Raw genomic sequence first — 21,967 nt, forward strand, 5'->3', positions numbered from 1 at the left:
CGAACAAGCCGTGTGGGCGCGCGGGGCCCGGATCAGAGCGTGGCGCCCATCATCATCCGGACGATTTCCTCGTCATTGGTCTCGGCAGGTCGACGTTCGCCGGCCACCACCCCGCGGGCGAGGACGATGATCCTGTCCGCAGCGGCGAAGATATCGGGCAGGTTGTGAGAAATCAGAATGATCCCCACCCCCTGCTTTTTCAGGCGTTCGATGAGGGCCATGACCTCACGTTGTTCGGGGACACCAAGCGCCGCGGTCGGTTCATCCATGATGACAATGCCCGCCTGCCAATGGATCGCACGGGCGATGGCAATCGCCTGACGCTGACCGCCAGACATTTCGCGCACCGGGGCGGTTGGGTCCGGCACCACGATTCCGAGGCTGAGCATCACTTTCGCCGCATCTTCCCGCATCTTCTTGCGGTCGAGGTAGGGGACCCCGAGCACATGCTTGACCGCCTCGCGCCCGAGGTAAAGGTTCAGCCCCGGATCAAGATTGTCGGCCAGCGCAAGATCTTGATAGATCGTCTCAATCCCCGCCGTGCGCACCGCTTCGGGGGTTTTCCCCGTCAACAATGCGCCGTTCATGTAGACTTTGCCGTCGGTGGGTTGATAGACGCCCGAGATCATTTTGATCACGGTCGACTTGCCCGCGCCGTTGTCGCCTGCAAGGACGACGCATTCGCCGGGATTGACCTCAAAGCTGACGTTCTTGACCGCCTCGTTGCCGCCGAACCGTTTCTTGAGACCGTCGATCTTCAAAAGCGTAGTCATGATTTACCTCCCATAAGCCGGTCTTTTGACTGGTCCACAAGGACAGCAACAATGATCACGAGGCCCACCGCAACGAATTGCCAATAGGGCGGCAAGCCACAGAAGACGAGACCAAACTGGATCACGGCGATGATGAAGGCGCCGATGACGGTGCCGGTGATGGTGCCCTGACCGCCGGTGAGTGACGCACCTCCGATGAACACCGCAGCGACGGCGTAAAGCAGGATCGGTTCCCCCGCATTGGCGGCTCCGGCCGAAAAACGGCTGGTGTAGATCAGCCCACCAATCCCCGCCGTGAAGGCCGAAAGGATAAAGAGCAGGATCAGGTGCTTTTTGACATTCACGCCAGCCCGTTCCACCGAGGCACGGTTGGCCCCGAGCGCATAGGTGTGGGCGCCAAATCGCGTGTGCTTGAGCAGGTAGTGACAGACGAGCGTCAGAACGGCGGCCACGACCAGTGGAACCGGAAGACCGAGGATGTCACCATTGCCGAAAGCGCGGGTATGGTCGTTGCGGATCGACACCGTCGCACCGCCAGCCACAATCAAGGCCGCGCCACGGGCGATGCCATAGGTGCCGAGCGTACCGATGAAACTCGGCACATTCAGGATGGCAACAAGCCAGCCGTTGACCGCGCCGACCAACGCGGCAGCGCCGAGGCCTGCCAGCATGGCGAGGATCACGGTGACCCAGCCAGCGTCGGCGCCCGCCGTCCGAACGATCAGGGCCATGACAACCGCCGCGAAACCGGTACTGAAGGCGATCGAGAGGTCGATGTGACCGGCCACGATGACCAACGTCAGTCCAAGACCGAGCAAAAGGATCTGCGAGGCGGCAATCGAGATGGCTTGCAGGTTATAGATCCGGAAAAGTAGGGTGCTTCCGGTTTGGGTTTGTGCATAGATTTCGAAAAAGCCGAGGATGAGGATCAGGAACAGCCACGACCATGCGTTGAGCAGGGACCTCACGAATGAGGTCCCTCCGGGTTTAGTATTGGTGTTACTCCCGTTCACCGTATTGTCCGTCATTCTGAGTAGATGAATTTGGCAGTTGCGTCGTCATTGACATTGTTGGCGTCAATCACGGTAAAGCCGGTGCCGATTGAGACCGGAACGGAGTTGCCGGTGAGAACGGCATAGGCCGTCATCACACCGTAATAGCCAATCTCCGCCGGGTGCTGGGCGATAGCCGCATCAACGAGGCCCGAGGAGATGTTGTTCACAATCGAGGTGGGAGCATCAAAGGCGATCACGGTCACCTCATCCGCTTTGTTGGCGCTTTCGACACCGTTGGCAGCACCGAGAGCCGAAAAGAGGTTGGCGCCAAAGACGCCCGAGATGTCTGGGTTGCGCGCCAGAACGGCCTGAAACTGTGAGGCCGCCAACGAGGCGTCGTTTTCGTTATACTGGGTTTCAAGCACTTCAACGTTTGGAAAGCTCTCGGCCATCTCTGCCTTGAAACCCTCTTCACGCTGGTCCGTGGTCGAAATGCCGGGACGGACATTCGAGACATAGACCTTGCCTTCGCCCCCCATCTGATTTGCCATGTAGCGGGCTGCCATGCGGCCGCCTGCGGTGTTGTCCGAGGCGATGTAGGAGAATGGGAAATCCCCGTCTCCGGCACCGTCCTGATACTTGCCGTCGTCGATGAACGTGTCGACGGTGATGACCGGGATTCCCGCTTCCGACGCGCGGCGCAGCGGCTCGATCATCTGGACGCTGTCGGTCGGAGCAATCAGGATCGCATCCGGGCCGCGACCAATGACGGCGTCAAGGACCGGGGTTTGCAGGACCGGATCAAATTCTTCGGCCCCCTGAAAGTCGACGGTGATTCCAAGGGCGTCCGCGGCCGCCTGCGCACCACGATTCATGGTGATATAAAAGGCGTCAGTGGTGAGGCCGGGAATAAGGGTGATCCTGAGATCGTCCTGTGCTTGTACGGCTCCGGCGGAGCCGAGTACCGCTGCGAAGACAGCGGTTTTGATAAGATTTTTCATATAGGTTTCCTCCCTTGTTCGCACGGCTCCATTGAGCCGCATCTCTTGATCTGCCCCTTCCTCCTCAGGGCGAATCAAAGAACCGAAATTCGGTGACGGCAGCTTGCCGGGGTTCTCCTGGCCTAGCAAGAAGTAAATATCAGAAATATATTTCCAAACTCCGCAACTGTGGAAACCCAAATGGTTGCCGCATTCCAATCTGCCTCTTGATCCGCAGGTTATCCGCGAGTCCGCCTGAGACCGATTGCCATTTGTCGTCGCTTGGTGCAGGAGGTTTATGTCTGAAACATATTTCCAGTGAGAGCCGATGACCAAGCGCGTGAAACCCCACAAACTTCTCAATCGTCATATGATGCATACGGCGGCCAAGCTGCACTATCTGGAAGGATTGTCGCAGGTTGAGGTCTCCCGTCGCATGGAGGTGTCGACCGCGACGATCTCTCGCCTGCTGGGTCTTGCCCGGGACGAGGGGATTGTCCGCATTCAGGTGTTGGACCTCGACGAGGCCGACGGGCTGGGAAACAAACTTGCGGCGGCTCTGGGCCTGAAATCCGTCCGGGTGACGGAAAGTGACAAGGCCGTGGCGCTCAGCACACAGGTGGGCGCTTTGCTCATTGAGGCAAACCTTGCCCCCGGAGCTGTCGTGGCCATTGGCTGGGGCCGCACGATTCAGAGCGTCATCTCCGCCGGTCTGCCTAAGGTTCCCGAGGTGGTGGTCGTGCCTATAACTGGCGGGATGCATGAGACCGCGTCTCACTTTCAGATCAATGAATTCGTGCGCATGGCGGCGGAACAGATGGGGGGGGAACCACGGTTTCTCTATGCTCCTTCGATGGTGTCACCTGAGTTGCATTCCGTTCTCCTGCGCGATCCGCGCACGGCTCAGCTGATTGACCTTTGGGCGCGGGTCGACGTGGCAATCGTGGGCCTTGGGGCCTATTTGCGTGATGGGACGAATACCAGCATGGGATTCAGCGCGGCGGAGGCAACGCGGGTGTCAGGCGACGTCGTGCGGCACTATTTTGACAGGGAAGGGTGTGAAATTCGTTGGCCGGGGCAGGAGAACCAGATGTCGATTGGCCGGGCGCAACTCGAACGCATTCCGCTGTCTATCGGCGTTGCCATGGGGCGCGAAAAGGCGGCGTCCATCATCGGTGCCGCACGTTCGGGGATGATCAACGCTCTGGTGACAGATACCCGGGCGGCAAGCCAGGTGCTTGATCTGCTGGAAAGCAGCGAAACTACCTAGTACCTAATATAGAAATTTATTTCTGAAAAAAATTGTTGAGAATGAACTCCGCGACCGCTACTGCTTAGTCAAGCTGCGGGGGCTGGAGGGATTCCGAATGAGAATCGCATCATCTGCACCGATGGCAGGGGGAGGGGTCTCAGCAGAAATGCGGGATGCCACGACGGGTTCGCCTGTCGTGCCCCTGTCTGCGGTGTCCGCAGCCTGAGTGACCGGCACATGCCGGATGGCGAGATGATACGAGACAAGGATCAACCCGAATGACCAAATTGATGACGACAGCCGAACGCCGTGGGTACCGGCAGATTTGCGGGGACAACGGCTTGATGATGGTTGTTGCCTGTGACCAACGCGGCGGGATGCGCAAGGTCTTGGCCGACACCCCAGAGGGCCAATCGGCCATCGACGAAGCCATGCTGGGTGTGGTGAAATCCGGCATAGTGCGTCATTTGGCGAACAAAGCCTCCTGCGTGCTGCTCGATGCGGTATGCGCCGTGCCGGGGGTTGTGGACGATGGGACGCTGTCCCGCGACACGGGTCTGTTGATCGGTCTGGATGCCTCGGGCTGGGACACGGACGAGAACGGCTATCAAATATCGAAACTCGTGCCGGGCATCACGGCGCGCCGAGTGCGTGAGCTGGGCGGGACGGGTGCGAAGCTCATGGTTTACCTGCGGCCCGATCGGCCGGACGCCAACGTGATCAACATCGGGATCATCAAGGATTGCATCGCGGATTTCGCCGCCGAAGACCTTCTTCTGGTTGTCGAAATCCTGACCTACCAACTCGACGGTGAAAGCGATGAGGCCTATCGCGCGGCCTTCCCAAGCCTTATCGTCGAGAGCGCGCGGATTTCGTTGGAGCTTGGTTCCAAAGTTCTCAAGCTGCCCTATCCGGGGACGGCGGAGGCCTGTGCCGAAATCTCTGCGCTTTGTGGGGATGTGCCTTGGGCCGTGTTGTCTGCCGGTGTCGACCACGACACTTTCATCGGTCAGGTCGAAACCGCGATGCAAAACGGGGCCTCAGGCGTCATCGCCGGGCGCGCCCTATGGAAAGATTGCATTTCGTTGACCCCGGAGGTCAACGCGGACAATCTGGAAAAGATTGCCAGTGAACGGCTCAAGCAAATCCAGGACATCTTGGAACGCCATGCGGACAAGCGCTAACACAACGATCGGCGTGGATGTCGGGGGAACCCGCATCCGCGTCGCGCGGATCACGGCAGAAGGGGCGCTTCTGGACCGGGTGATCGAACCTGTCTGTCAGGACGCTGGCGGGTTTTTGGCGCAACTTTTGCGCTTGGTGGACAGGATGCGCCATGGGGCCACGGCTGTTGGCATTGGCATTCCAGGCCGTGTTGATGGCCGCACAAAGAAAATTCTTTCTGCGGGATATCTGGATATCGCCGGGCTTGATCTTGCGGCAGAGGTGCGACAGGCGACAGGGCTACCCGTCCGGGTTGAAAATGATGCGACCATGGCGCTGATTGCCGAGGGGTTCAGCCGTACGGGTGGGCGTGACGGGTTGGTCTTTATGGTGACGATCGGCACGGGCATTGGCGGCGCTGCGCTCCTTGATGGTCAGCCGTGGTACGGCGGGGGCCTGTCGGGTCAGTTTGGTCATATCGTCGTCTCTTCTGACGGGCCTCTGTGCAAATGCGGACGCCGCGGGTGTGTCGAGACATTCAGTTCCGGCACGGCCCTTGGGCGATTGATGGCCGAGGCCGGTATGCCCGAGGACATGCGCGCAGAGGAGGTGCTGTCCCGCGCCGAAGCCGGGGACGGTCAAGCGCAGGTTCTGCTCGATGTTTGGGCGGCGCCGCTTCAGCGGGCTTTGCAATCTCTGGTGTCGATGGCGGATCCAAAGCTGATCCTGGTGGGCGGGGGGCTTGGGCAGGAAATGTCTGCGGCTCTGGCGCATCTGGCGGACGAGTCGCGTTGGTTCACGGTGCTGGTCGAACCGGCGCGTTTGGGCGACACTGCGGGGGTGATCGGTGCGGGTCTCGCCGCGTTCGATATCGCCTCGGAGATGACGGGGCAATTCCGATGAGAGGCGCGGTGTTGGTCAACGGGGTGCCGGCAAGCGGCAAATCCACCGTCGCGACAGCGCTGGTGGCTCAGCTTGACGCAGCAGGTATTGCGGCGGTGCCGCTGAGCCTTGATACGGTCAAAGAAGGCCTTTTTGCGCATATCGGCACCGGCGACCGGGACCATAACCGGATGCTGGGTCGTGCGAGTTACCACGCCATTTTCAACTCCATTTCTGCCTTTCCGCAGCGCCTGATCCCGGTGATCGACGCGTGGCACGGATTTCAACCCGAAGAGGTTCTGCGCGCGCATATCAGGCGGGCCGGGATTGAGCGGCTGGTTGAGATCTGGGTGGCCATACCGCCCGATTTGGCGGCGGAGCGATACCGTGCGCGTTCAAGCGGGCGACATGCCGGGCATTTGCCCGCCTCCTATGCCGATGAACTTTACGAGCTCGCAAGCGTGGCCCGACCGCGCACATTGAGCCCGGTGATAGAGGTCGATGGGGATGCGCCGATACCGGACGATCTTGGTGCGCGGGTTCTGGCGGCGCTGAACGGGGAGGGCGGTGACGTCAGAGGGACAAGGTGACGGGCAACGTGACGGGCAGGCCCATCACAACCGACCAGCTTTGCGAGAGGCTCGTACGGTTGGGTCGCTCTGCATCCGCCTTGCCGATGGATGGGTTTCATTACGATGATGCGGTGCTCATTCAACCCTGAGAAACACCATGGGAGGAAGACAGATGGCGGATTATGACAAGGGAGCACTTCTTGTAACCGGTGCCAGCGGCGGCATCGGCGGCGCAACCGTGCGTTTGCTGTGTCACAAAGGGGCGGATGTGATCGCTGCTGGCCAGAACGAGGAAAAACTTGCAGCACTGGCGCATGAAACCGGCTGCCGGACCTTGGTTTTCGACCTGACCTCGGAAGACAGCGTTGCGGCGGCACTTGGCGATCTGGATCTGTGGGGAGTGGTGAATTGCGGTGGGTTCGGCGGTGAGATCGCAACGCCGATGGAGACTGACATCTCGGTTTTTGACAAGGTCATCTCGATCAATGCGCGCGGCGCGCTGCTTGTGACGAAATACACGTCGCGCACGATGATCCGTCTGGGCCGTGGTGGCGCGATCGTGAATGTGTCGAGTCAGGCTTCTTTGGTCGGACTGAAAGGGCATATCTCCTACGGCTCGTCAAAGGCGGCCCTCGACAATATCACCCGCGTGTCCGCCCTGGAACTGGGCCGCCACGACATCCGGGTGAACGGGGTGCATCCGACTGTGGTGATGACGCCGATGTCCGCGTGGTACTGGGGACGACCCGAGATCGAGGGGCCGTTTTTAAGCCAGATGCCATTGGGCCGTTGGGCCACCGAGGCGGACATCGCGGCGCCAATCGCCTTTCTGTTGAGTGAGGGCGCGTCGATGATTTCCGGCGTGGCCTTGCCGATCGACGGCGGCTATACGGCGGTATGAGACGGAGGTGATCTGTGCGCCGCGCGGTGATCCAGCAAAGTCGAACCGATGGTCGGGAGCGCCATAGTTTTTTGTAAGATCAAAAAGTCCTATAATTGGTATTATGTATATTAATTAGATACTGTGCCACCGGAACTACGTGTAATAATGCTTTGTAATATAGGTATTATATCCTAACTCCCACAGCTCGCCACACTGTTAAAACGTCGGTGGCGTGCAGGCGCTGAACATCACACAGGGCTCCGGCCCAACCTGACGAAACCGATGCGGTGTGCGGCTGTCAAAATAATACGCATCACCGGGCCCAAGAATTTTTCGCTCTTCGCCGACAGTGATCTCAATGCGGCCAGAGATCACAATGCCACCTTCCTCCGCCTCATGGCCATACATCACACGCCCCGTATCCGCGCCCGGTTGATAGGTTTCCTTCAACAACATCATCGCGCGCCCAAACAACGTCGATCCCACCTGTTTGAGCGACAGCTTGCCTTTGCCGATCTCCACAAGATCCTCAGCCGCATAGAAAATCTGCCGTTCAGGATCCGGCTCAAAGGCAAAGAACTCCGACATCCGCACCGGAATACCATCCAAGATTTTGCGCAGCGCCCCGACAGAGGGATTCATCTTGCCGGACTCAATCAAGGAGATCGTCGAATTGGGCACGCCGACCTTTTTGGCCAAGGCCCGCTGTGACAGCCCGGCACGATCGCGCAACACGCGCAGTCGATGCCCAAGCGCCAGATCGTCCTGAACGCCGGAATGCGGTTGATGGTGAGTCGTGGAGACTTGGGTGTTGGAAGTGTTCATTATATCTAAACTTCTGTTTCAAGACCCTATGATTATAAGGGCTTAAAAACAGAAAGAAACAGACTATTGTGATATTCAAATCCCGCATAGCGTTTCTTTAAACACAGATGTGAAAGGCTGTTCCCATGACCAATTCCGAGCTTGCCACCCGCCGCGTCAACGCCCTTGCCCGTGGCGTCGGCGTTATGACCGACCATTTCGCTGCCCGCGCGCTCAATGCCGAAGTCTGGGACGAAGATGGCAATCGTTTGATCGACTTCGCCGCAGGTATCGCCGTGGTCAACACCGGTCACCGCCACCCGAAAGTGATCGAAGCGGTCACCGCACAGCTCGGCGCCTTCACCCACACCTGTCACCAAGTTTTGCCCTATGCGCCCTATGTGCGCCTGGCCGAACGGTTGAATGAAAAAGTACCGGGTGACTTCGTCAAAAAGTCCATTTTTGTCACAACTGGCGCAGAAGCCGTTGAAAACGCTATCAAAGTCGCGCGTGCCTATACCAAACGCGACGCCGTGATCGCCTTTGGCGGCGGCTTTCATGGCCGCACTTTTATGGGCATGTCCCTGACCGGCAAAGTTGTGCCTTATAAGGTCGGCTTTGGTGCGATGATGTCCGACGTGTTCCACGTCCCCTACCCCTGCGCTCTGCATGGCGTGTCGGTCGATGACACATTTGCCGCAATCGAGGCCCTGTTCAAAGCCGATCTTGACCCGGCCCGCGTTGCCGCCGCGATTTTCGAACCGGTCCAAGGTGAAGGCGGTTTTTATCCGGCCCCGGCAGAATTTGTCACCCGCCTGCGCGCGCTTTGCGACGCCCATGGCATCGTGATGATCGCCGACGAAGTGCAAACCGGCTTTGCCCGCACCGGCAAACTGTTCGCGATGGAGCACTATGGCGTGGCCGCCGATTTGACGACCATGGCCAAAGGCTTGGGCGGCGGTTTCCCGATCTCTGCGGTCACCGGCCGCGCCGAGATGATGGATGCGGCTGCCCCCGGCGGTTTGGGCGGCACCTACGGCGGCAACCCGTTGGGGATTGCGGCGGGCAACGCGGTGTTGGATGTGATCGAGAGCGAAGGCCTCTGTGATCGTGCCGAAATGCTCGGTGGCAAACTCAAAGCCGTTTTGGCCGAGATCCAAAAGACCACGCCGGAATTGGCGGATATTCGTGGTCCGGGCTTTATGGTCGCTGCCGAATTCCTCACCGCCGATGGCAAGCCAAACCCGGAGCTGACCGGCAAAATCCGTCTGGAAGCCTTGAAGCGCGGGTTGCTTTTGCTCACCTGTGGCGTCTATGGAAACGTCATCCGCTTCCTCGCACCGCTCACCATCGAAGAGACCGTGTTTGACGAAGCCATGACCCTTTTGACTGAGGCGGTCGCTGCCGCCAGAAAGGCCTAAGATGCGCGAACTGAAAGATCCAAGTCTGTTTGAAACCCGTGCCTATGTGAATGGCGTCTGGATCGAAGGCAAAGCGACATTCCCGGTGGAGAACCCCTCCACCGGCGACATCATCGCCCATGTCACCGACATGTCCGCCGAAGACGTCAGCATGGCGATTGACGCCGCTTACGCCGCCAAACGCGCCTGGGCGGCCAAAACCGGCAAAGAGCGGTCCGCGATCCTGCGCAAGCTCTTTGATCTCATGGTGGAAAACGCCGACGATCTGGCCACGATCCTGACCATGGAAATGGGCAAGCCCTGGGCCGAAGCGCGCGGTGAAATCCTGTATGGTGCCTCCTATATCGAATGGTTCGCCGAAGAGGCCAAACGCGTCTACGGCGATCTCATCCCCGGCGCGCAAGCCGACAAACGCATGGTGATCATCAAGCAACCCGTGGGCGTTGTCGGCGCGATCACACCGTGGAATTTCCCCAACGCGATGCTGGCGCGCAAGATGGCCCCGGCCCTCGCCGTGGGCTGTACCATGGTGGCGCGCCCGTCCGAATTCACCCCGCTCTCCGCCATCGCTTTGGCTGTATTGGCCGAACGCGCCGGCGTGCCTGCGGGTGTGTTCAACGTGTTGCCGGGTCTGGACGCGTCGGGCATGGGTGCCGAGCTCTGTGCCAACACCAAAGTCGCCAAGATCACCTTCACGGGGTCCACCCGCGTCGGCAAAATCCTGATGCGTCAGGGCGCTGAGACGATCAAGAAACTGTCGATGGAATTGGGTGGCAACGCGCCGTTCATCGTCTTTGATGACGCCGATATTGATGCGGCTGTCGAAGGTGCGATGTTGGCGAAATTCCGCAACAACGGTCAGACCTGCGTCTGTGCCAACCGCATCTATGTTCAGGCAGGCGTCTATGACGCTTTTGCCGAGAAACTCAGTGCGGCTTTGGGTGCCCTGTCGTTGGGCGATGGTTTTGCCGAGGGCGTCAACACCGGGCCGCTGATCAACGCTGCAGCCGTGGCGAAGGTCGAAGATCACATTGCCGATGCGGTCGCCAAAGGCGCGGAAGTTGTCATCGGTGGCACGCGCTCCAACTTGGGTCGGACCTTCTTTGAACCGACATTGATCAAGGGCGTGACACAACAGATGAAGGTCGCGACCGAAGAGACCTTTGGCCCGCTCGCGCCCTTGGTGAAATTCGACACCGAAGACGAGGCGGTCAGCTTTGCCAATGCCTCCGAATTCGGTTTGGCCGGGTATTTCTATACCCGCGATTTGAACCGTGCGTGGCGCGTGGGCGAAGCGCTTGAAACCGGGATGGTCGGCATCAACACCGGGGTGATTTCAACCGAAATGGCCCCGTTTGGCGGCGTCAAACAGTCCGGCATGGGCCGCGAAGGTTCGAAATACGGCTGTGACGACTATCTCGAAATCAAGAACCTGTGCTTTGGCGGCTTGTCCTAAACAGCCCCGAAGCTCTTAAACACATAACCTCCCGCAGTCTCTGCGGGAGGTTTTCTTTATCCGCCTCTTTATCCGGCGCGGGTGAGCATCCCGAACAGATCGCGCGGATCGTCCGGGTCGGCCAAAAGATCAAGAGGTTCGGAAAATGCGGTCCCCGCCACTTTATCGCGCACGAACCGCAGGGCGGAAAAATCCTCAATCGCAAAGCCAACACTGTCAAACAGCGTCAATTGATTGGCATCTGTGCGTCCCGGCACCTCGCCACGCATCACCTGCCACAGCTCTGTGACCGGATGATCTGCCGCAAGTTGCTGAATCTCACCCTCGATCCGGGTTTGCTCCGGGTATTCGACGAAAATCTGCGCCCGCGTCAGGATGTCTTTGTGAAGCTCGGTTTTGCCCGGACAATCGCCACCGATCGCGTTGATGTGCTGGCCGCGCCCGACCATATTGTCGGTCAGGATCGTCGCGCATTGTTTGTCAGCGGTGCAGGTGGTGATCACATCCGCGCCTTCGACAGCCTCTTGGGCGGAAGAACAGGCCATGACATCAAACCCCTGCCCCTCTAAGTTGCGCTTGGCCTTGGCCGTGGCCGCCGGGTCGATGTCATACAGCCGCAAGCGGGTGATGCCACAAAGCGCACGAAACGCCAGCGCCTGAAATTCGCATTGCGCGCCATTGCCGATCATCGCCATCACCGACGCGCCTTTCGGGGCCAAATAGCGCCCAACCAGTGCCGAGGTCGCCGCCGTGCGCAGCGCGGTGAGCAGCGTCATTTCCGTAAGCAGCACCGGATAGCCATTTGAAACTGAAGACAAAACACCAAAGGCCGTGACGGTCTGAAACCCCTCTTTCATGTTCTTAGGGTGGCCATTGACGTATTTGAAACCATAAAGCTCCGCATCCGCCGTCGGCATCAATTCGATTACGCCCTCAAGCGAATGCGAGGCAACGCGCGGGGTTTTGTCGAACTCCGGCCAGCGTTTGAAATCCTCTTCGATATAGGCGGCCAAGTCCGACAAAAACCGATCGACGCCAAGACTGTGCACAAGGCGCATCATATTGGCGACGGAGACAAAGGGAACATAAGCTAATTCAGAGGGTTGCGGCGTATTCATCATCCAAAACTCCGGGTCATACGGTCCAAAACGCGACGGCCAAACAGGCTGGCCGTCAAATCGCACATCAGCTTCGCCGTGCGCCCGCGTTCGTCCAAAAACGGATTCAATTCCACAAGGTCGAGCGAACTCACAAGCCCACTGTCACAGAGCGTTTCCATGATCAAATGCGCCTCACGAAAGGTCGCACCGCCCGGTACGGTGGTGCCGACAGCGGGGGCAATGGCGGGGTCGAGAAAATCGACATCAAAGCTGACGTGTAACAGACCGTTGGCCGCCGCAACACGGTCCAAGAATCCGCGCAAAGGCGCCAAGACCCCGGTCTCATCAATCGCACGCATATCATGAACTTCAATGCCTAAGGTACTGATAATATTGCGTTCTGCCTCATCGACCGAGCGAATGCCCATCAGGCACAGGTTTTCAACCGGCACTGAGGCGGCCAGATTTGGGTAGGCGTCAAACCCCGCTTGTCCGGTGTAATAGGCCATCGGCGTGCCGTGCAAATTGCCGCTCTCGGTGCTGTCCAATGTGTGCAAATCCGGGTGCGCGTCGAGCCAGAGCACAAACAAAGGCCGTCCCTGCTCCGCGGCATAGCGTGCGAGACCTGGTACTGTACCCGCCGCCATCGAATGATCGCCGCCCATGAAAATCGGTAGGTCATAGGCCTTGGCGGCCGCATAAGCAGCCGGTTCCAACGCTTCGATCCAAGCGATCGTGTCCGAGAGGTTGTGCACGGATGGGTTGGCATGGGGCACGGGCGGCTGTGGCGCGACGTGTACGTCGCCAAGGTCAAAGACCTCCCAGCCCAAAGAACGGATCGTGCGGGCCAATCCGGCGGTGCGCAGGCTGGCCGGACCCATCAAGCAACCGGGCTGAGAGGCCCCGGTTTCAACCGGTGCGCCGAGAATCGAACAGGTGCGTGTCATGGCTTTTCCTTTGGTTTTGATAAAGATGCACGAGGGTCGTGACGAAATGTACTGACTTATTGATCATATCGAATATATTATTGATCAAAGTGACCAGATATTTGGACAAAATGAACATGACGCCTCTTTCCGCCTCTGACCAAGCCCTGATCGCAGCTTTGCGGATGAATGCGCGTATGTCGATCACCGAACTGGCGCAGGTGGCCGGATTGTCCCGCACCACGACGCGCACGCGCTTGGACGCGCTGGTGGCGGAGGGCCGTATTCGGCGCTTTACCATCGAAACCGATGTCGATGTCGAAGGCGAGGTGAAAGCCATCACATTGGTCGAACTTCAGGGCAAAATGTCCCGCACCGTGATCCGCACCCTGACCCGCATTCCAGAGGTCTCAACCGTCTATGCCACCAACGGATCATGGGATTTGGTGGTCGAGATCAAAACCGACAGTTTGGTGAATTTCGACCGGGTTTTGCGTGAAATCCGCGAGGTGCCCGGCGTGCTCAATTCGGAAAGTTGCCTCTTGCTTGCACATGTGACGTCGTAAACCGGCGGGTGCATATGCGGCAAACATGCCGCGTTTTGTACAGTTGTCAAAGCTGATGCAAGACGCCCCTTGTCTGTGCTCTATGTTGATCATTACACTTCAGGCATGGGTGATGGAACGACCGAAGAAAAACTGCACAGCATTCTTGACGCGACCACAGTGCAAGACGTGTGGGAGCGGATGCTGGAATTTGTGCTTGAGGCTGGCTTTACCCATATGTTGTACGGTTTCACCCGGTTCCATAGTGACTCGGGCTTTGGTGACGACAACGACCACTTGTTTTTGACCAATTTCGGTGCCGACTATATGAAGGGATATTTCCTTGAAGGGCGCTATCGCAACGGGCCAATGGTGCATTGGGCGCTGAACAATGTTGGCACGTGTTCCTGGAATTGGATCAATGAAAACTTTGACAATTTCACCGCTCAAGAACGTGAAGTTTCCCTTTACAATCGGTCACTTGGCGTCACTTCCGGATATACAATCGCGTTTCAAAATGCGCTCAAACGGGCCAAGGGCGCGGTTGGCATATCGGTTCAGCCCTTTGTGGGGACCCAAGCCGATGCCGATGCGATTTGGGCCGAAAAAGGGCGCGATATTGAATTGGTCTGCGGTGTGGCCCATTTGAAAATCATCGCCATGCCGATGCCACAACGGGTCTTGACGTCGCGCCAACGCGAGGTGCTTGAGTGGATCGGCGATGGAAAAACCGTGGCGGATACGGCGCAAATTTTAGGACTGAACAAGGCCACCGTGGAAAAGCACCTGCGTTTGGCGCGTGAATCTCTGGGGGTCGACACCACCGCGCAGGCGGTGCTCAAGGCATCCTTTCACAACCAAATGTTCACGTTTTGATCAAAAGGTAAGGATTGCCGTAGTTTCACCTTGGCCGTTCTTATGGGAAACTGAATGTGTTCCTGCTTTCGGGGCTTGGCCTTTGGAACGGGGGGGTTGGGATCGCTCACGTCATTTCGCTTACCGACGTCCTACAGGGGGTGCGGGCCTATTGATCGGCTTAGTGCCCCCTTTTTACATTCCCTTTTACATCGGAACCCTGCTCGACGTCCGCAAGATTTGGTGGCTTCACGCACCACAAAACACGCGAAAACACGCGCCATAAAAAAGGGCCGACCCGAAGGCCGACCCCATTCGTCTCACAGTCTAAGCAACTGTGACTTAGCCTTGAGCCGCTTTCGCAACTTCAGCGGCAAAATCTTCTGCCACTTTTTCAATGCCTTCGCCGACTTCGAGACGCACAAAACCGGTGATTTCAACACCAGCTTCTTTTGCGGCCGCTTCAACGGTCAAATCGGGGTTCACCACGAAAGCCTGACCCAAAAGTGTGGATTCAGCGATGAATTTCGCCATCCGGCCTTTGATCATGTTTTCAATGATGTTTTCCGGCTTGCCAGATTCACGCGCGATGTCGATCTGTACTTGCTTTTCTTTCTCGACGATGGCCGGATCGAGATCCGCTTCGCCCAAAGCCGCCGGGTTGGCCGCCGCAATGTGCATGGCAACCTGTTTGCCGAACGCATCGTTTGCGCCATTGAGGCCGACGAGAACGCCGATTTTGCCCATGCCGTCTGCCGCTGCGTTGTGGACATAGGTCACAACGGATGCGGCTTCGATTTTGGCCATACGACGCAGGCCCATGTTTTCGCCGATGGTCGCGATCTTGTCGGTGATGATCTCGGACACAGCTTTGCCGTTCACTTCAGCCGCGTTGAGCGCCTCAAGATCGTCAGCCGCCAGAGCCGCAGACGCGATGTCTTTGACCATCGCTTGGAATTCAGCGTTTTTACCAACGAAGTCGGTTTCAGAGTTCACTTCGACAGCAACACCAACGCCACCATCAACAGCCACACCCACGAGACCTTCAGCCGCCGTACGGCCAGCTTTCTTGGCGGCTTTCGCCAAACCTTTGGTGCGCAGCCAATCCACAGCGGCTTCGAAATCGCCATCGGTTTCGGTGAGCGCTTTTTTCGCGTCCATCATGCCCGCAGCCGTTGCTTCGCGCAGTTCTTTCACCATTGCAGCAGTGATTGCCATATCGGCTCTCCTCGAATGTCTTTGATCAGTCTCGGGGGCGGGCTTACCCTGCCCCCGTATCACTTTTGTAACGCCCGCGCGCAAATCGCACAGCGGGTCGTTAAATTAGGCCTCAGCGGCTGCGGCTTCAGCAACAGCTTCTTCAGCCATTGCTTCTTCGAACGCACCGATATCAACGCCAGCGGCACCCATCTGATCGGTCATACCGGCCAAAGCAGCACGCGCGACGAGATCGCAATAGAGCGAAATAGCGCGCGATGCGTCATCGTTGCCCGGGATGATGTAATCCACACCGTTCGGGGAACAGTTGGAGTCAACAACAGCCACAACCGGGATGCCGAGTTTTTTGGCTTCGAGAATGGCCAGGTCTTCTTTTTTCACGTCGATGACGAAGAGAAGATCCGGCACGCCGCCCATTTCACGGATCCCGCCGAGGGAGGCCTGAAGTTTGGCTTGGTCGCGTTCCATGTTCAGGCGCTCTTTCTTGGTGAGGCCTTCTGCGCCGTTTGCCAACGACTCATCAATCATGTTCAAACGCTGAATGGACTGGGACACGGTTTTCCAGTTGGTCAACGTGCCACCGAGCCAGCGGTGGTTCATGTAATACTGTGCGCATTTTTCAGCGGCTTCGGCAACGGGGCCAGCGGCCTGACGTTTGGTGCCGACGAAGAGAATGCGGCCACCTTTCGCAGCGGTATCACGCACAACCTGCAGCGCCTGCTCCAACATGGGCAAGGTCTGTGTCAGATCGAAAATGTGGATGCCATTGCGTTCCCCATAGATGAATTCCTGCATACGCGGATTCCAACGCTGGGTTTGGTGACCAAAGTGTACGCCAGCTTCCAAAAGCTGACGCATCGAGAAATCAGGAAGCGTCATGTCCATAATCCTTTTCCGGTTTAACGCCTGAGCAGAGGTTCCGAGACTGATGTCTCAACCGGTGGACCTATCGAGGATGTCTCCCCCGAAGGCCCGCCTCCGCCTGTGAAGTGATCGCGCATATAGAGGTGTCTTTTCCAAAGTGCAAGCCCCTGCCCGCCCAAACACCGGTGTTTTGCCCGCAGGCGTGCTTGAGGCGGCATTCGGACCGTAAATTTGCACCCATGTGCGCCCATCTGTGCCGGCAATCCTTGCCATTCGGTCAAATTTGCGGTCATGGATAAAGCCATGAGTACACCACATGATATCCTTTGTATCGGGTCCGTGTTGTGGGACGTCATCGGACGCTCGGATCGCGCCATGCGGTTGGGCTCCGATGTGCCCGGACGGATCATTCGCGTTCCCGGCGGCGTGGCGATGAACATTGCCATGGCCTTGGCGCGGTTTGGCCTGTCGCCCGATCTGTTGACCGCCATCGGTCGCGACCCGGCGGGCGATGAATTGATCTTGGCCGCCACTGTGCGCGGCATTGGCACCGGTCATGTCTACCGCTCCGAAGACCTGCCGACCGACACCTATATGGCGGTCGAAGGTGCGAACGGTTTGATCGCCGCCATTGCCGATGCGCATTCCCTGGAGGCGGCGGGCGACAAAATTCTGCGACCGCTCGCAGATGGGCGCCTGGGCAGCCGTGAGACCCCTTATAAGGGGCCGATCGCGCTCGACGGCAATCTCACCACGCAGCTTTTGCGCGAGATCGCCGTTTCACCGCTCTTTGCCCGTGCCGATCTGCGCATCGCGCCCGCCAGCCCCGGCAAGGCCGAACGGCTTTTGCCGCTGCTCGATCACCCGCGCGCCACCTTATATGTCAACTTGGAGGAAGCCGGGCTTTTGGCCCACACCACTTTTGACAGTTCGGCGCAGGCCGCGCAGGCGCTGGTCGCCAAGGGCGCGCATCGCGTGTTGGTCACCAATGGCGGCGAAGATGCCTCCATGGCCCGTCACGATATGGTCCTCACCCAAACCCCGCCGCCCGTGCTTGTCGCGCGGGTCACTGGCGCAGGCGATACATTTATGGCCGCACATGTTGCGGCCGAAATGCAAGGCGTGGATGAGGCAGATGCGCTCACCGAGGCCTTGAACGCCGCCGCCCAATATGTTTCTGGAGATACCCCCCTATGACCGATCTGAAATCTGGCCTGCCGATGATGTACGCCCCCGAAGTTGTGGCCGCCTTGGACACGGGCGCGCCGATCGTGGCGCTTGAATCGACGATCATCACCCATGGCATGCCCTACCCGCAAAATGTCGAGACCGCACGGATGGTCGAGGCGGATGTGCGTGCCGCCGGGGCTGTGCCTGCCACCATCGCCGTGCTTGATGGCGTGTTGCACATCGGCTTGACCGACACTCAACTGGAAGCTCTGGCACAGGCCACCAATGTGATGAAAGTCTCACGCGCCGATATGCCCGTCTGTATCGCCCTTGGCGCGACGGGTGCTACCACCGTGGCCGCCACGATGATCGCCGCCGAGATTGCCGGGATCAAAGTCTTTGCAACGGGTGGCATTGGCGGTGTGCATCGCGGGGCCGAAGAGACCTTTGACATCTCCGCCGATCTGTTGGAACTGGGCGAAACCGCTGTGACCGTGGTCGCGGCCGGGCCCAAAGCCATTCTCGACATTCCGAAAACGCTCGAAGTGTTGGAAACCCACGGTGTGCCGGTGATTGCCTATGGCCAAGATGAGATTCCGGCCTTTTGGTCGCGCGCCTCGGGCCTCAAAGCGCCGTTGCGTTTGGACAGTCCCGAAGACATAGCGCGGGCGATGCAGGTGCGCGCGGCGATGGGCCTTAAGGGCGGTCAGTTGATCGCCAACCCGATCCCAGAGGCGGATGAAATCCCGCAAGAGGTGATCATGCCCTTCGTGGACACCGCATTGAAAGAAGCCGACGCCCAAGGCATTTCCGCCAAAGAGGTCACGCCATTCTTGTTGCAACGGATTTTTGAGCTGACCGAGGGCCGATCGCTCACCTCCAACATCGCCTTGGTGCGCAACAATGCGCGATTGGCGGCCAGGATCGCTGCCGCGCTGTGCGCAAAGTAAGCAGATCGGCGACAGCTTGTAAAAATCATAAGAATTATGGCGGGACCCGCGCTTTTCAGGGTCCTGCCATGTTGTGTCGGGGCCAGTGCCACCCTAAGTTCTGGGAAACTGGCGGTTTCGCCCCTAATGCAGTGACAAATCGCGATGACCAATCCATTTGAAGATGGCCCCCACCTCCCTCCACGCAAACCAAGCCTTGGGGCACGGCTGCGCGCGGCCTTTTTGACCGGCCTCGTCGTTGTCGCCCCTATCGGCCTAACCGCCTATGTGATCTGGACCGTGATTGGCTGGGTCGATGGCTGGGTGCTGACCTTTGTGCCGCAGGCCTATCATCCCGACGCGTTGATCAACCGTTTGTTGGGCTATACCGATCCTTTGGACCAAATTCACATCAACCTGCGTGGCGCAGGCGTGATCATTTTCCTGCTGTTCACCGTCGTCGTCGGCTGGATTGCCAAGGGCCTTGTTGGGCGCTCTCTGATCCGTTGGGCCGAGCGGCTTGTCGATCGCACCCCGATTGTGCGGTCGATTTACAATGGCCTCAAACAGATCGCCGAAACGGTGTTTTCGCAATCCGACACGTCCTTTGACAAAGCCTGTTTGGTCGAATACCCGCGTCGGGGCATCTGGGCGATTGGATTTGTCTCGACCAACGCCAAAGGCGAAATCGCCAAACGCACGCCAAGCGATGAAGTGATGTTGTCGGTGTTTGTGCCCACGACACCCAACCCCACCTCAGGATTTTTGCTGTTTTTCCCGGAACATGACGTGGTGATTTTGGACATGTCGGTCGAAGATGCCGCCAAACTGGTGATCTCCGCCGGGCTGGTCTATCCCAATTCCAAAGATCCGACCCAGCCCGTATCGCACTGAATTCGAGGTCAGGCGGGCTATTGTGTCAGCCAAACATCTGTTTGAGATCGACACTGGCGCGTTTGCCCAAATCATCAAAATGCGCGTCCAGAAACCGATCACAGGCCACGCGCCCGGCCTCTTTCATCCGCATCAAAAGCATCGGTGACGGTGACATTTTGGTACGTGAGGACAAATCCTGCATCAGATCGTCATCGGCGATCATATGGATCAAAACGTCTTTCATACTGCCCTCAGGCAAACGATTTTCGGCGATCAGTTCGCGGACAAATTGCACCGCGCGCAATTCGCGCAACAAAGACGTGTTGAACGAAATCTCGTTGATGCGGTTTTGAATCTCTTCCGGCGTGGTCGGCGTGCCCGGACGCTCCAGCGGGTTGATATTGACGATCACCACGTCTTGCGGAAATTCCGGTTCAAACAGTGGAAACAGCGCCGGATTGCCGGTGTAGCCACCGTCCCAATAGGGGTCCGTGATGCCCGTGATCGGGTCGGTCAGATCGACCGCCTGAAACAATTCCGGCAAACAGGCCGAGGCCAAAACCACATCCGTTGTCACCTCCTCATGCGAAAAGACCCGGATTTTTCCGGTGCGCACATTGGTGGTGGAGATAAACAGCGCGGGTCCCGTGCCCGTATGCAGAATGTCGCATTCCATCGCATCGACAATGGGCCTGAGCGGGTTTTGATAAAACATACCATAGGCATAGGGGCTGACCATCGTCGTCACGGATTCAAAGAAATTAAACGGCATTGCCGCTTCCATCATCTTGGTCATGATTTCCGTGGTTGGCCCGAATTGCCGCAACCATGCGGACAGGCGCACATCGGTGATCGCCCCCATTTCGCCCCAAAGATCATCGAGCGCCGCTTTAGCGCCCGCGCGACCATTGCGCACCATCCCGGCTTTCAGCGCCACCCCGTTGAGTGCCCCCGCCGAGGTGCCCGAAATGGCGGCGATTTCGATCTCGTCATGCTCCAGCAACCGATCCAAAACCCCCCAGGTAAAGGCCCCATGCGCCCCCCCGCCTTGCAACGCGAGGTTGATCTGCTTTGGTCTGATTTTGGGTTTGCGCGTCATCTGAAGCCCTTTCCGGGACTGTTATTGGCAAAGGCGCGCCGCGTTGGGTGCGCCTTTAGATGTCATGGCGGCCAAAGCGCGGCCTCGCAGCGGGATCAACATCGCATCACGTCGCGCTTACAGGGCGGTCCAGCCACCATCGACAGAAATCGTCGTGCCGGTGATTTGCTTGGCATAATCAGAGGCCAGGAACACGCAAGTGCCGCCCAATTCTTCAACGGTGGCAAATTGTTTCGACGGCTGACGGTCCAACAACACCTCACGGATCACGGTGTCGCGGTCCATATTGTATTGCTTCATCGTGTCGGGGATTTGCGCCTCCACCAGCGGCGTCAACACATAGCCCGGACAGACCGCATTACAGGTGATTGGCTCTTCGGCGGTCTCCAATGCGGTGACTTTGGTCAGGCCGACGATACCGTGTTTGGCGGCAACATAGGCGGATTTATAGGGCGATGCGGTCAGACCATGTGCCGAAGCGATGTTGATCACTCGGCCCCACCCGGCTTTGCGCATCATCGGTAGGGCGGCTGCGGTGGTGTGAAAGGCGGAACTGAGGTTGATCGCGAGGATGGCGTTCCATTTTTCGACCGGGAAATCATCAATCGGGGCAACATGTTGAATACCGGCGTTGTTCACCAGAATATCGCACGCCCCCGCAGTCTCGATCAGGGCGCGGCAGTCGTCGGATTTGGACATATCGGCCTTGATATAACGGACCTCAACGCCGTGCTCTTTGGCCATGTCTTTGGCCAATTGGTGATCCTCATCGCGGTCTGTGAAAGAATTGAGGACGATGTTCGCCCCTGCTTTGGCCAATTCATGGGCGACGCCAAGCCCGATGCCGGAATTCGATCCGGTGATGATGGCAGTTTTGCCTGAAAGCGGTGTGTGCGTGCTCATGGCAGGTCTCCTTTATCTGTTCCCTCATAACTTACGTGCTGCGGGTGCAAAGCAAAGGGGAGAATCACATTTACGGCAAAGAATCGGGGTCACACTGTGGCGAGGCAAACCGTGATTGTGCGTGAAGTGGCGGCGTTTGAACCGATGCACATCCACCGATCAGCCAAGCCTGCTTGGGGTTTACCCAGAGTGAGGGCAAAAAAAACGCCCGCACAAGGCGGGCGCTGAGTTATTGAGGCAGGTTTCATACAGGCAAGAAACCTATCGAGCAGTGAGGTCTTTATACGCGTTTCTCCGCCG

General features: G+C 58.3%; 22 protein-coding genes. 12 read left to right on the forward strand and 10 right to left on the reverse strand.

Features of this window, described 5'->3' with window-relative positions; genetic code table 11:
- Positions 1-32: 32 nt before the first annotated feature.
- The 3 genes from B30_RS05860 to B30_RS05870 are packed head-to-tail and all read right to left on the reverse strand — an operon-like array spanning position 33 to position 2,769.
- Positions 33-773 carry an ATP-binding cassette domain-containing protein gene (locus tag B30_RS05860; RefSeq protein WP_009571110.1) on the reverse strand — a complete coding sequence of 247 codons (741 nt, stop codon included), beginning with the start codon at positions 771-773 and terminating at the stop codon, positions 33-35.
- Complete coding sequence (locus B30_RS05865) at positions 770-1,741, reverse strand: ABC transporter permease (protein WP_009571111.1); 972 nt, start codon at positions 1,739-1,741, stop codon at positions 770-772. Before B30_RS05865 ends, B30_RS05860 begins: the two co-directional genes overlap by 4 nt.
- A 56-nt stretch (positions 1,742-1,797) precedes the next feature.
- Positions 1,798-2,769, reverse strand: coding sequence for an ABC transporter substrate-binding protein (locus tag B30_RS05870; protein WP_009571112.1), 972 nt, complete (start codon positions 2,767-2,769; stop codon positions 1,798-1,800).
- A 307-nt stretch (positions 2,770-3,076) separates the two neighbouring features.
- On the opposite strand from B30_RS05870, the gene B30_RS05875 reads away from it, so the two are divergent.
- From B30_RS05875 to B30_RS05895, 5 genes are all read left to right on the forward strand, one after another.
- Positions 3,077-4,018, forward strand: a complete 942-nt coding sequence (locus B30_RS05875; protein WP_009571113.1) for a sugar-binding transcriptional regulator — start codon at positions 3,077-3,079, stop codon at positions 4,016-4,018.
- Positions 4,019-4,278: 260 nt separating this feature from the next.
- Positions 4,279-5,184: a tagatose-bisphosphate aldolase gene (locus B30_RS05880; protein WP_009571114.1), complete on the forward strand. Its 906-nt coding sequence runs from the start codon at positions 4,279-4,281 to the stop codon at positions 5,182-5,184.
- The gene (locus B30_RS05885) at positions 5,168-6,067 is read left to right on the forward strand and encodes an ROK family protein (RefSeq protein ID WP_040401982.1); all 900 of its coding nucleotides are present in this window, start codon (positions 5,168-5,170) and stop codon (positions 6,065-6,067) included. Before B30_RS05880 ends, B30_RS05885 begins: the two co-directional genes overlap by 17 nt.
- The gene (locus B30_RS05890; protein ID WP_040401983.1) at positions 6,064-6,636 is read left to right on the forward strand and encodes an AAA family ATPase; all 573 of its coding nucleotides are present in this window, start codon (positions 6,064-6,066) and stop codon (positions 6,634-6,636) included. The genes B30_RS05885 and B30_RS05890 overlap by 4 nt, the downstream gene beginning before the upstream one ends.
- 154 nt (positions 6,637-6,790) lie before the next feature.
- On the forward strand, positions 6,791-7,519 hold the full coding sequence (locus B30_RS05895; protein ID WP_009571115.1) for an SDR family oxidoreductase: 729 nt from the start codon (positions 6,791-6,793) through the stop codon (positions 7,517-7,519).
- Positions 7,520-7,717: 198 nt separating this feature from the next.
- Here B30_RS05895 and B30_RS05900 read toward each other — a convergent pair whose 3' ends face one another.
- Positions 7,718-8,326 (reverse strand): cupin domain-containing protein, encoded by a 609-nt coding sequence (locus B30_RS05900; RefSeq protein WP_009571118.1) that lies wholly within the window; start codon positions 8,324-8,326, stop codon positions 7,718-7,720.
- Between the two features lie 125 nt (positions 8,327-8,451).
- On the opposite strand from B30_RS05900, the gene B30_RS05905 reads away from it, so the two are divergent.
- Positions 8,452-9,726, forward strand: coding sequence for a 4-aminobutyrate--2-oxoglutarate transaminase (locus B30_RS05905; RefSeq protein ID WP_009571119.1), 1,275 nt, complete (start codon positions 8,452-8,454; stop codon positions 9,724-9,726).
- Position 9,727: 1 nt separating this feature from the next.
- A complete protein-coding gene (locus B30_RS05910) occupies positions 9,728-11,182 on the forward strand; it encodes an NAD-dependent succinate-semialdehyde dehydrogenase (RefSeq protein WP_009571120.1) in 1,455 nt (484 codons plus the stop codon).
- 68 nt (positions 11,183-11,250) lie between these two features.
- Here B30_RS05910 and B30_RS05915 read toward each other — a convergent pair whose 3' ends face one another.
- The gene (locus B30_RS05915) at positions 11,251-12,300 is read right to left on the reverse strand and encodes an ornithine cyclodeaminase (protein ID WP_009571121.1); all 1,050 of its coding nucleotides are present in this window, start codon (positions 12,298-12,300) and stop codon (positions 11,251-11,253) included.
- Positions 12,300-13,229, reverse strand: a complete 930-nt coding sequence (gene rocF / locus B30_RS05920) for an arginase (protein WP_009571122.1) — start codon at positions 13,227-13,229, stop codon at positions 12,300-12,302. Before rocF ends, B30_RS05915 begins: the two co-directional genes overlap by 1 nt.
- 116 nt (positions 13,230-13,345) lie before the next feature.
- Here rocF and B30_RS05925 point away from each other — a divergent pair, with 116 nt between their 5' ends.
- Both B30_RS05925 and B30_RS05930 read left to right on the forward strand, forming a co-directional pair.
- A complete protein-coding gene (locus B30_RS05925) occupies positions 13,346-13,774 on the forward strand; it encodes an Lrp/AsnC family transcriptional regulator (RefSeq protein WP_009571123.1) in 429 nt (142 codons plus the stop codon).
- Positions 13,775-13,849: 75 nt separating this feature from the next.
- Complete coding sequence (locus B30_RS05930) at positions 13,850-14,629, forward strand: helix-turn-helix transcriptional regulator (RefSeq protein ID WP_226946356.1); 780 nt, start codon at positions 13,850-13,852, stop codon at positions 14,627-14,629.
- 321 nt (positions 14,630-14,950) lie between these two features.
- Here B30_RS05930 and tsf read toward each other — a convergent pair whose 3' ends face one another.
- Positions 14,951-15,826: a translation elongation factor Ts gene (gene tsf, locus B30_RS05935; protein ID WP_009571125.1), complete on the reverse strand. Its 876-nt coding sequence runs from the start codon at positions 15,824-15,826 to the stop codon at positions 14,951-14,953.
- A gap of 105 nt (positions 15,827-15,931) precedes the next feature.
- Complete coding sequence (rpsB, locus tag B30_RS05940; RefSeq protein WP_009571126.1) at positions 15,932-16,705, reverse strand: 30S ribosomal protein S2; 774 nt, start codon at positions 16,703-16,705, stop codon at positions 15,932-15,934.
- Between the two features lie 288 nt (positions 16,706-16,993).
- On the opposite strand from rpsB, the gene B30_RS05945 reads away from it, so the two are divergent.
- From B30_RS05945 to B30_RS05955, 3 genes are all read left to right on the forward strand, one after another.
- Positions 16,994-17,887, forward strand: a complete 894-nt coding sequence (locus tag B30_RS05945; RefSeq protein WP_009571127.1) for a PfkB family carbohydrate kinase — start codon at positions 16,994-16,996, stop codon at positions 17,885-17,887.
- Positions 17,884-18,810, forward strand: a complete 927-nt coding sequence (locus B30_RS05950; protein ID WP_009571128.1) for a pseudouridine-5'-phosphate glycosidase — start codon at positions 17,884-17,886, stop codon at positions 18,808-18,810. Before B30_RS05945 ends, B30_RS05950 begins: the two co-directional genes overlap by 4 nt.
- Positions 18,811-18,954: 144 nt before the next feature.
- Positions 18,955-19,683, forward strand: coding sequence for a DUF502 domain-containing protein (locus B30_RS05955; RefSeq protein WP_009571129.1), 729 nt, complete (start codon positions 18,955-18,957; stop codon positions 19,681-19,683).
- Positions 19,684-19,708: 25 nt separating this feature from the next.
- Here B30_RS05955 and B30_RS05960 read toward each other — a convergent pair whose 3' ends face one another.
- Together B30_RS05960 and B30_RS05965 are read right to left on the reverse strand one after the other, a co-directional pair.
- Complete coding sequence (locus tag B30_RS05960; protein WP_009571130.1) at positions 19,709-20,764, reverse strand: patatin-like phospholipase family protein; 1,056 nt, start codon at positions 20,762-20,764, stop codon at positions 19,709-19,711.
- A 117-nt stretch (positions 20,765-20,881) separates the two neighbouring features.
- A complete protein-coding gene (locus B30_RS05965) occupies positions 20,882-21,667 on the reverse strand; it encodes a 3-hydroxybutyrate dehydrogenase (protein ID WP_009571131.1) in 786 nt (261 codons plus the stop codon).
- Between the last annotated feature and the right edge of the window lie 300 nt (positions 21,668-21,967).

Source organism: Celeribacter baekdonensis B30 (assembly GCF_000299875.1).
Lineage (GTDB): Bacteria > Pseudomonadota > Alphaproteobacteria > Rhodobacterales > Rhodobacteraceae > Celeribacter > Celeribacter baekdonensis_A.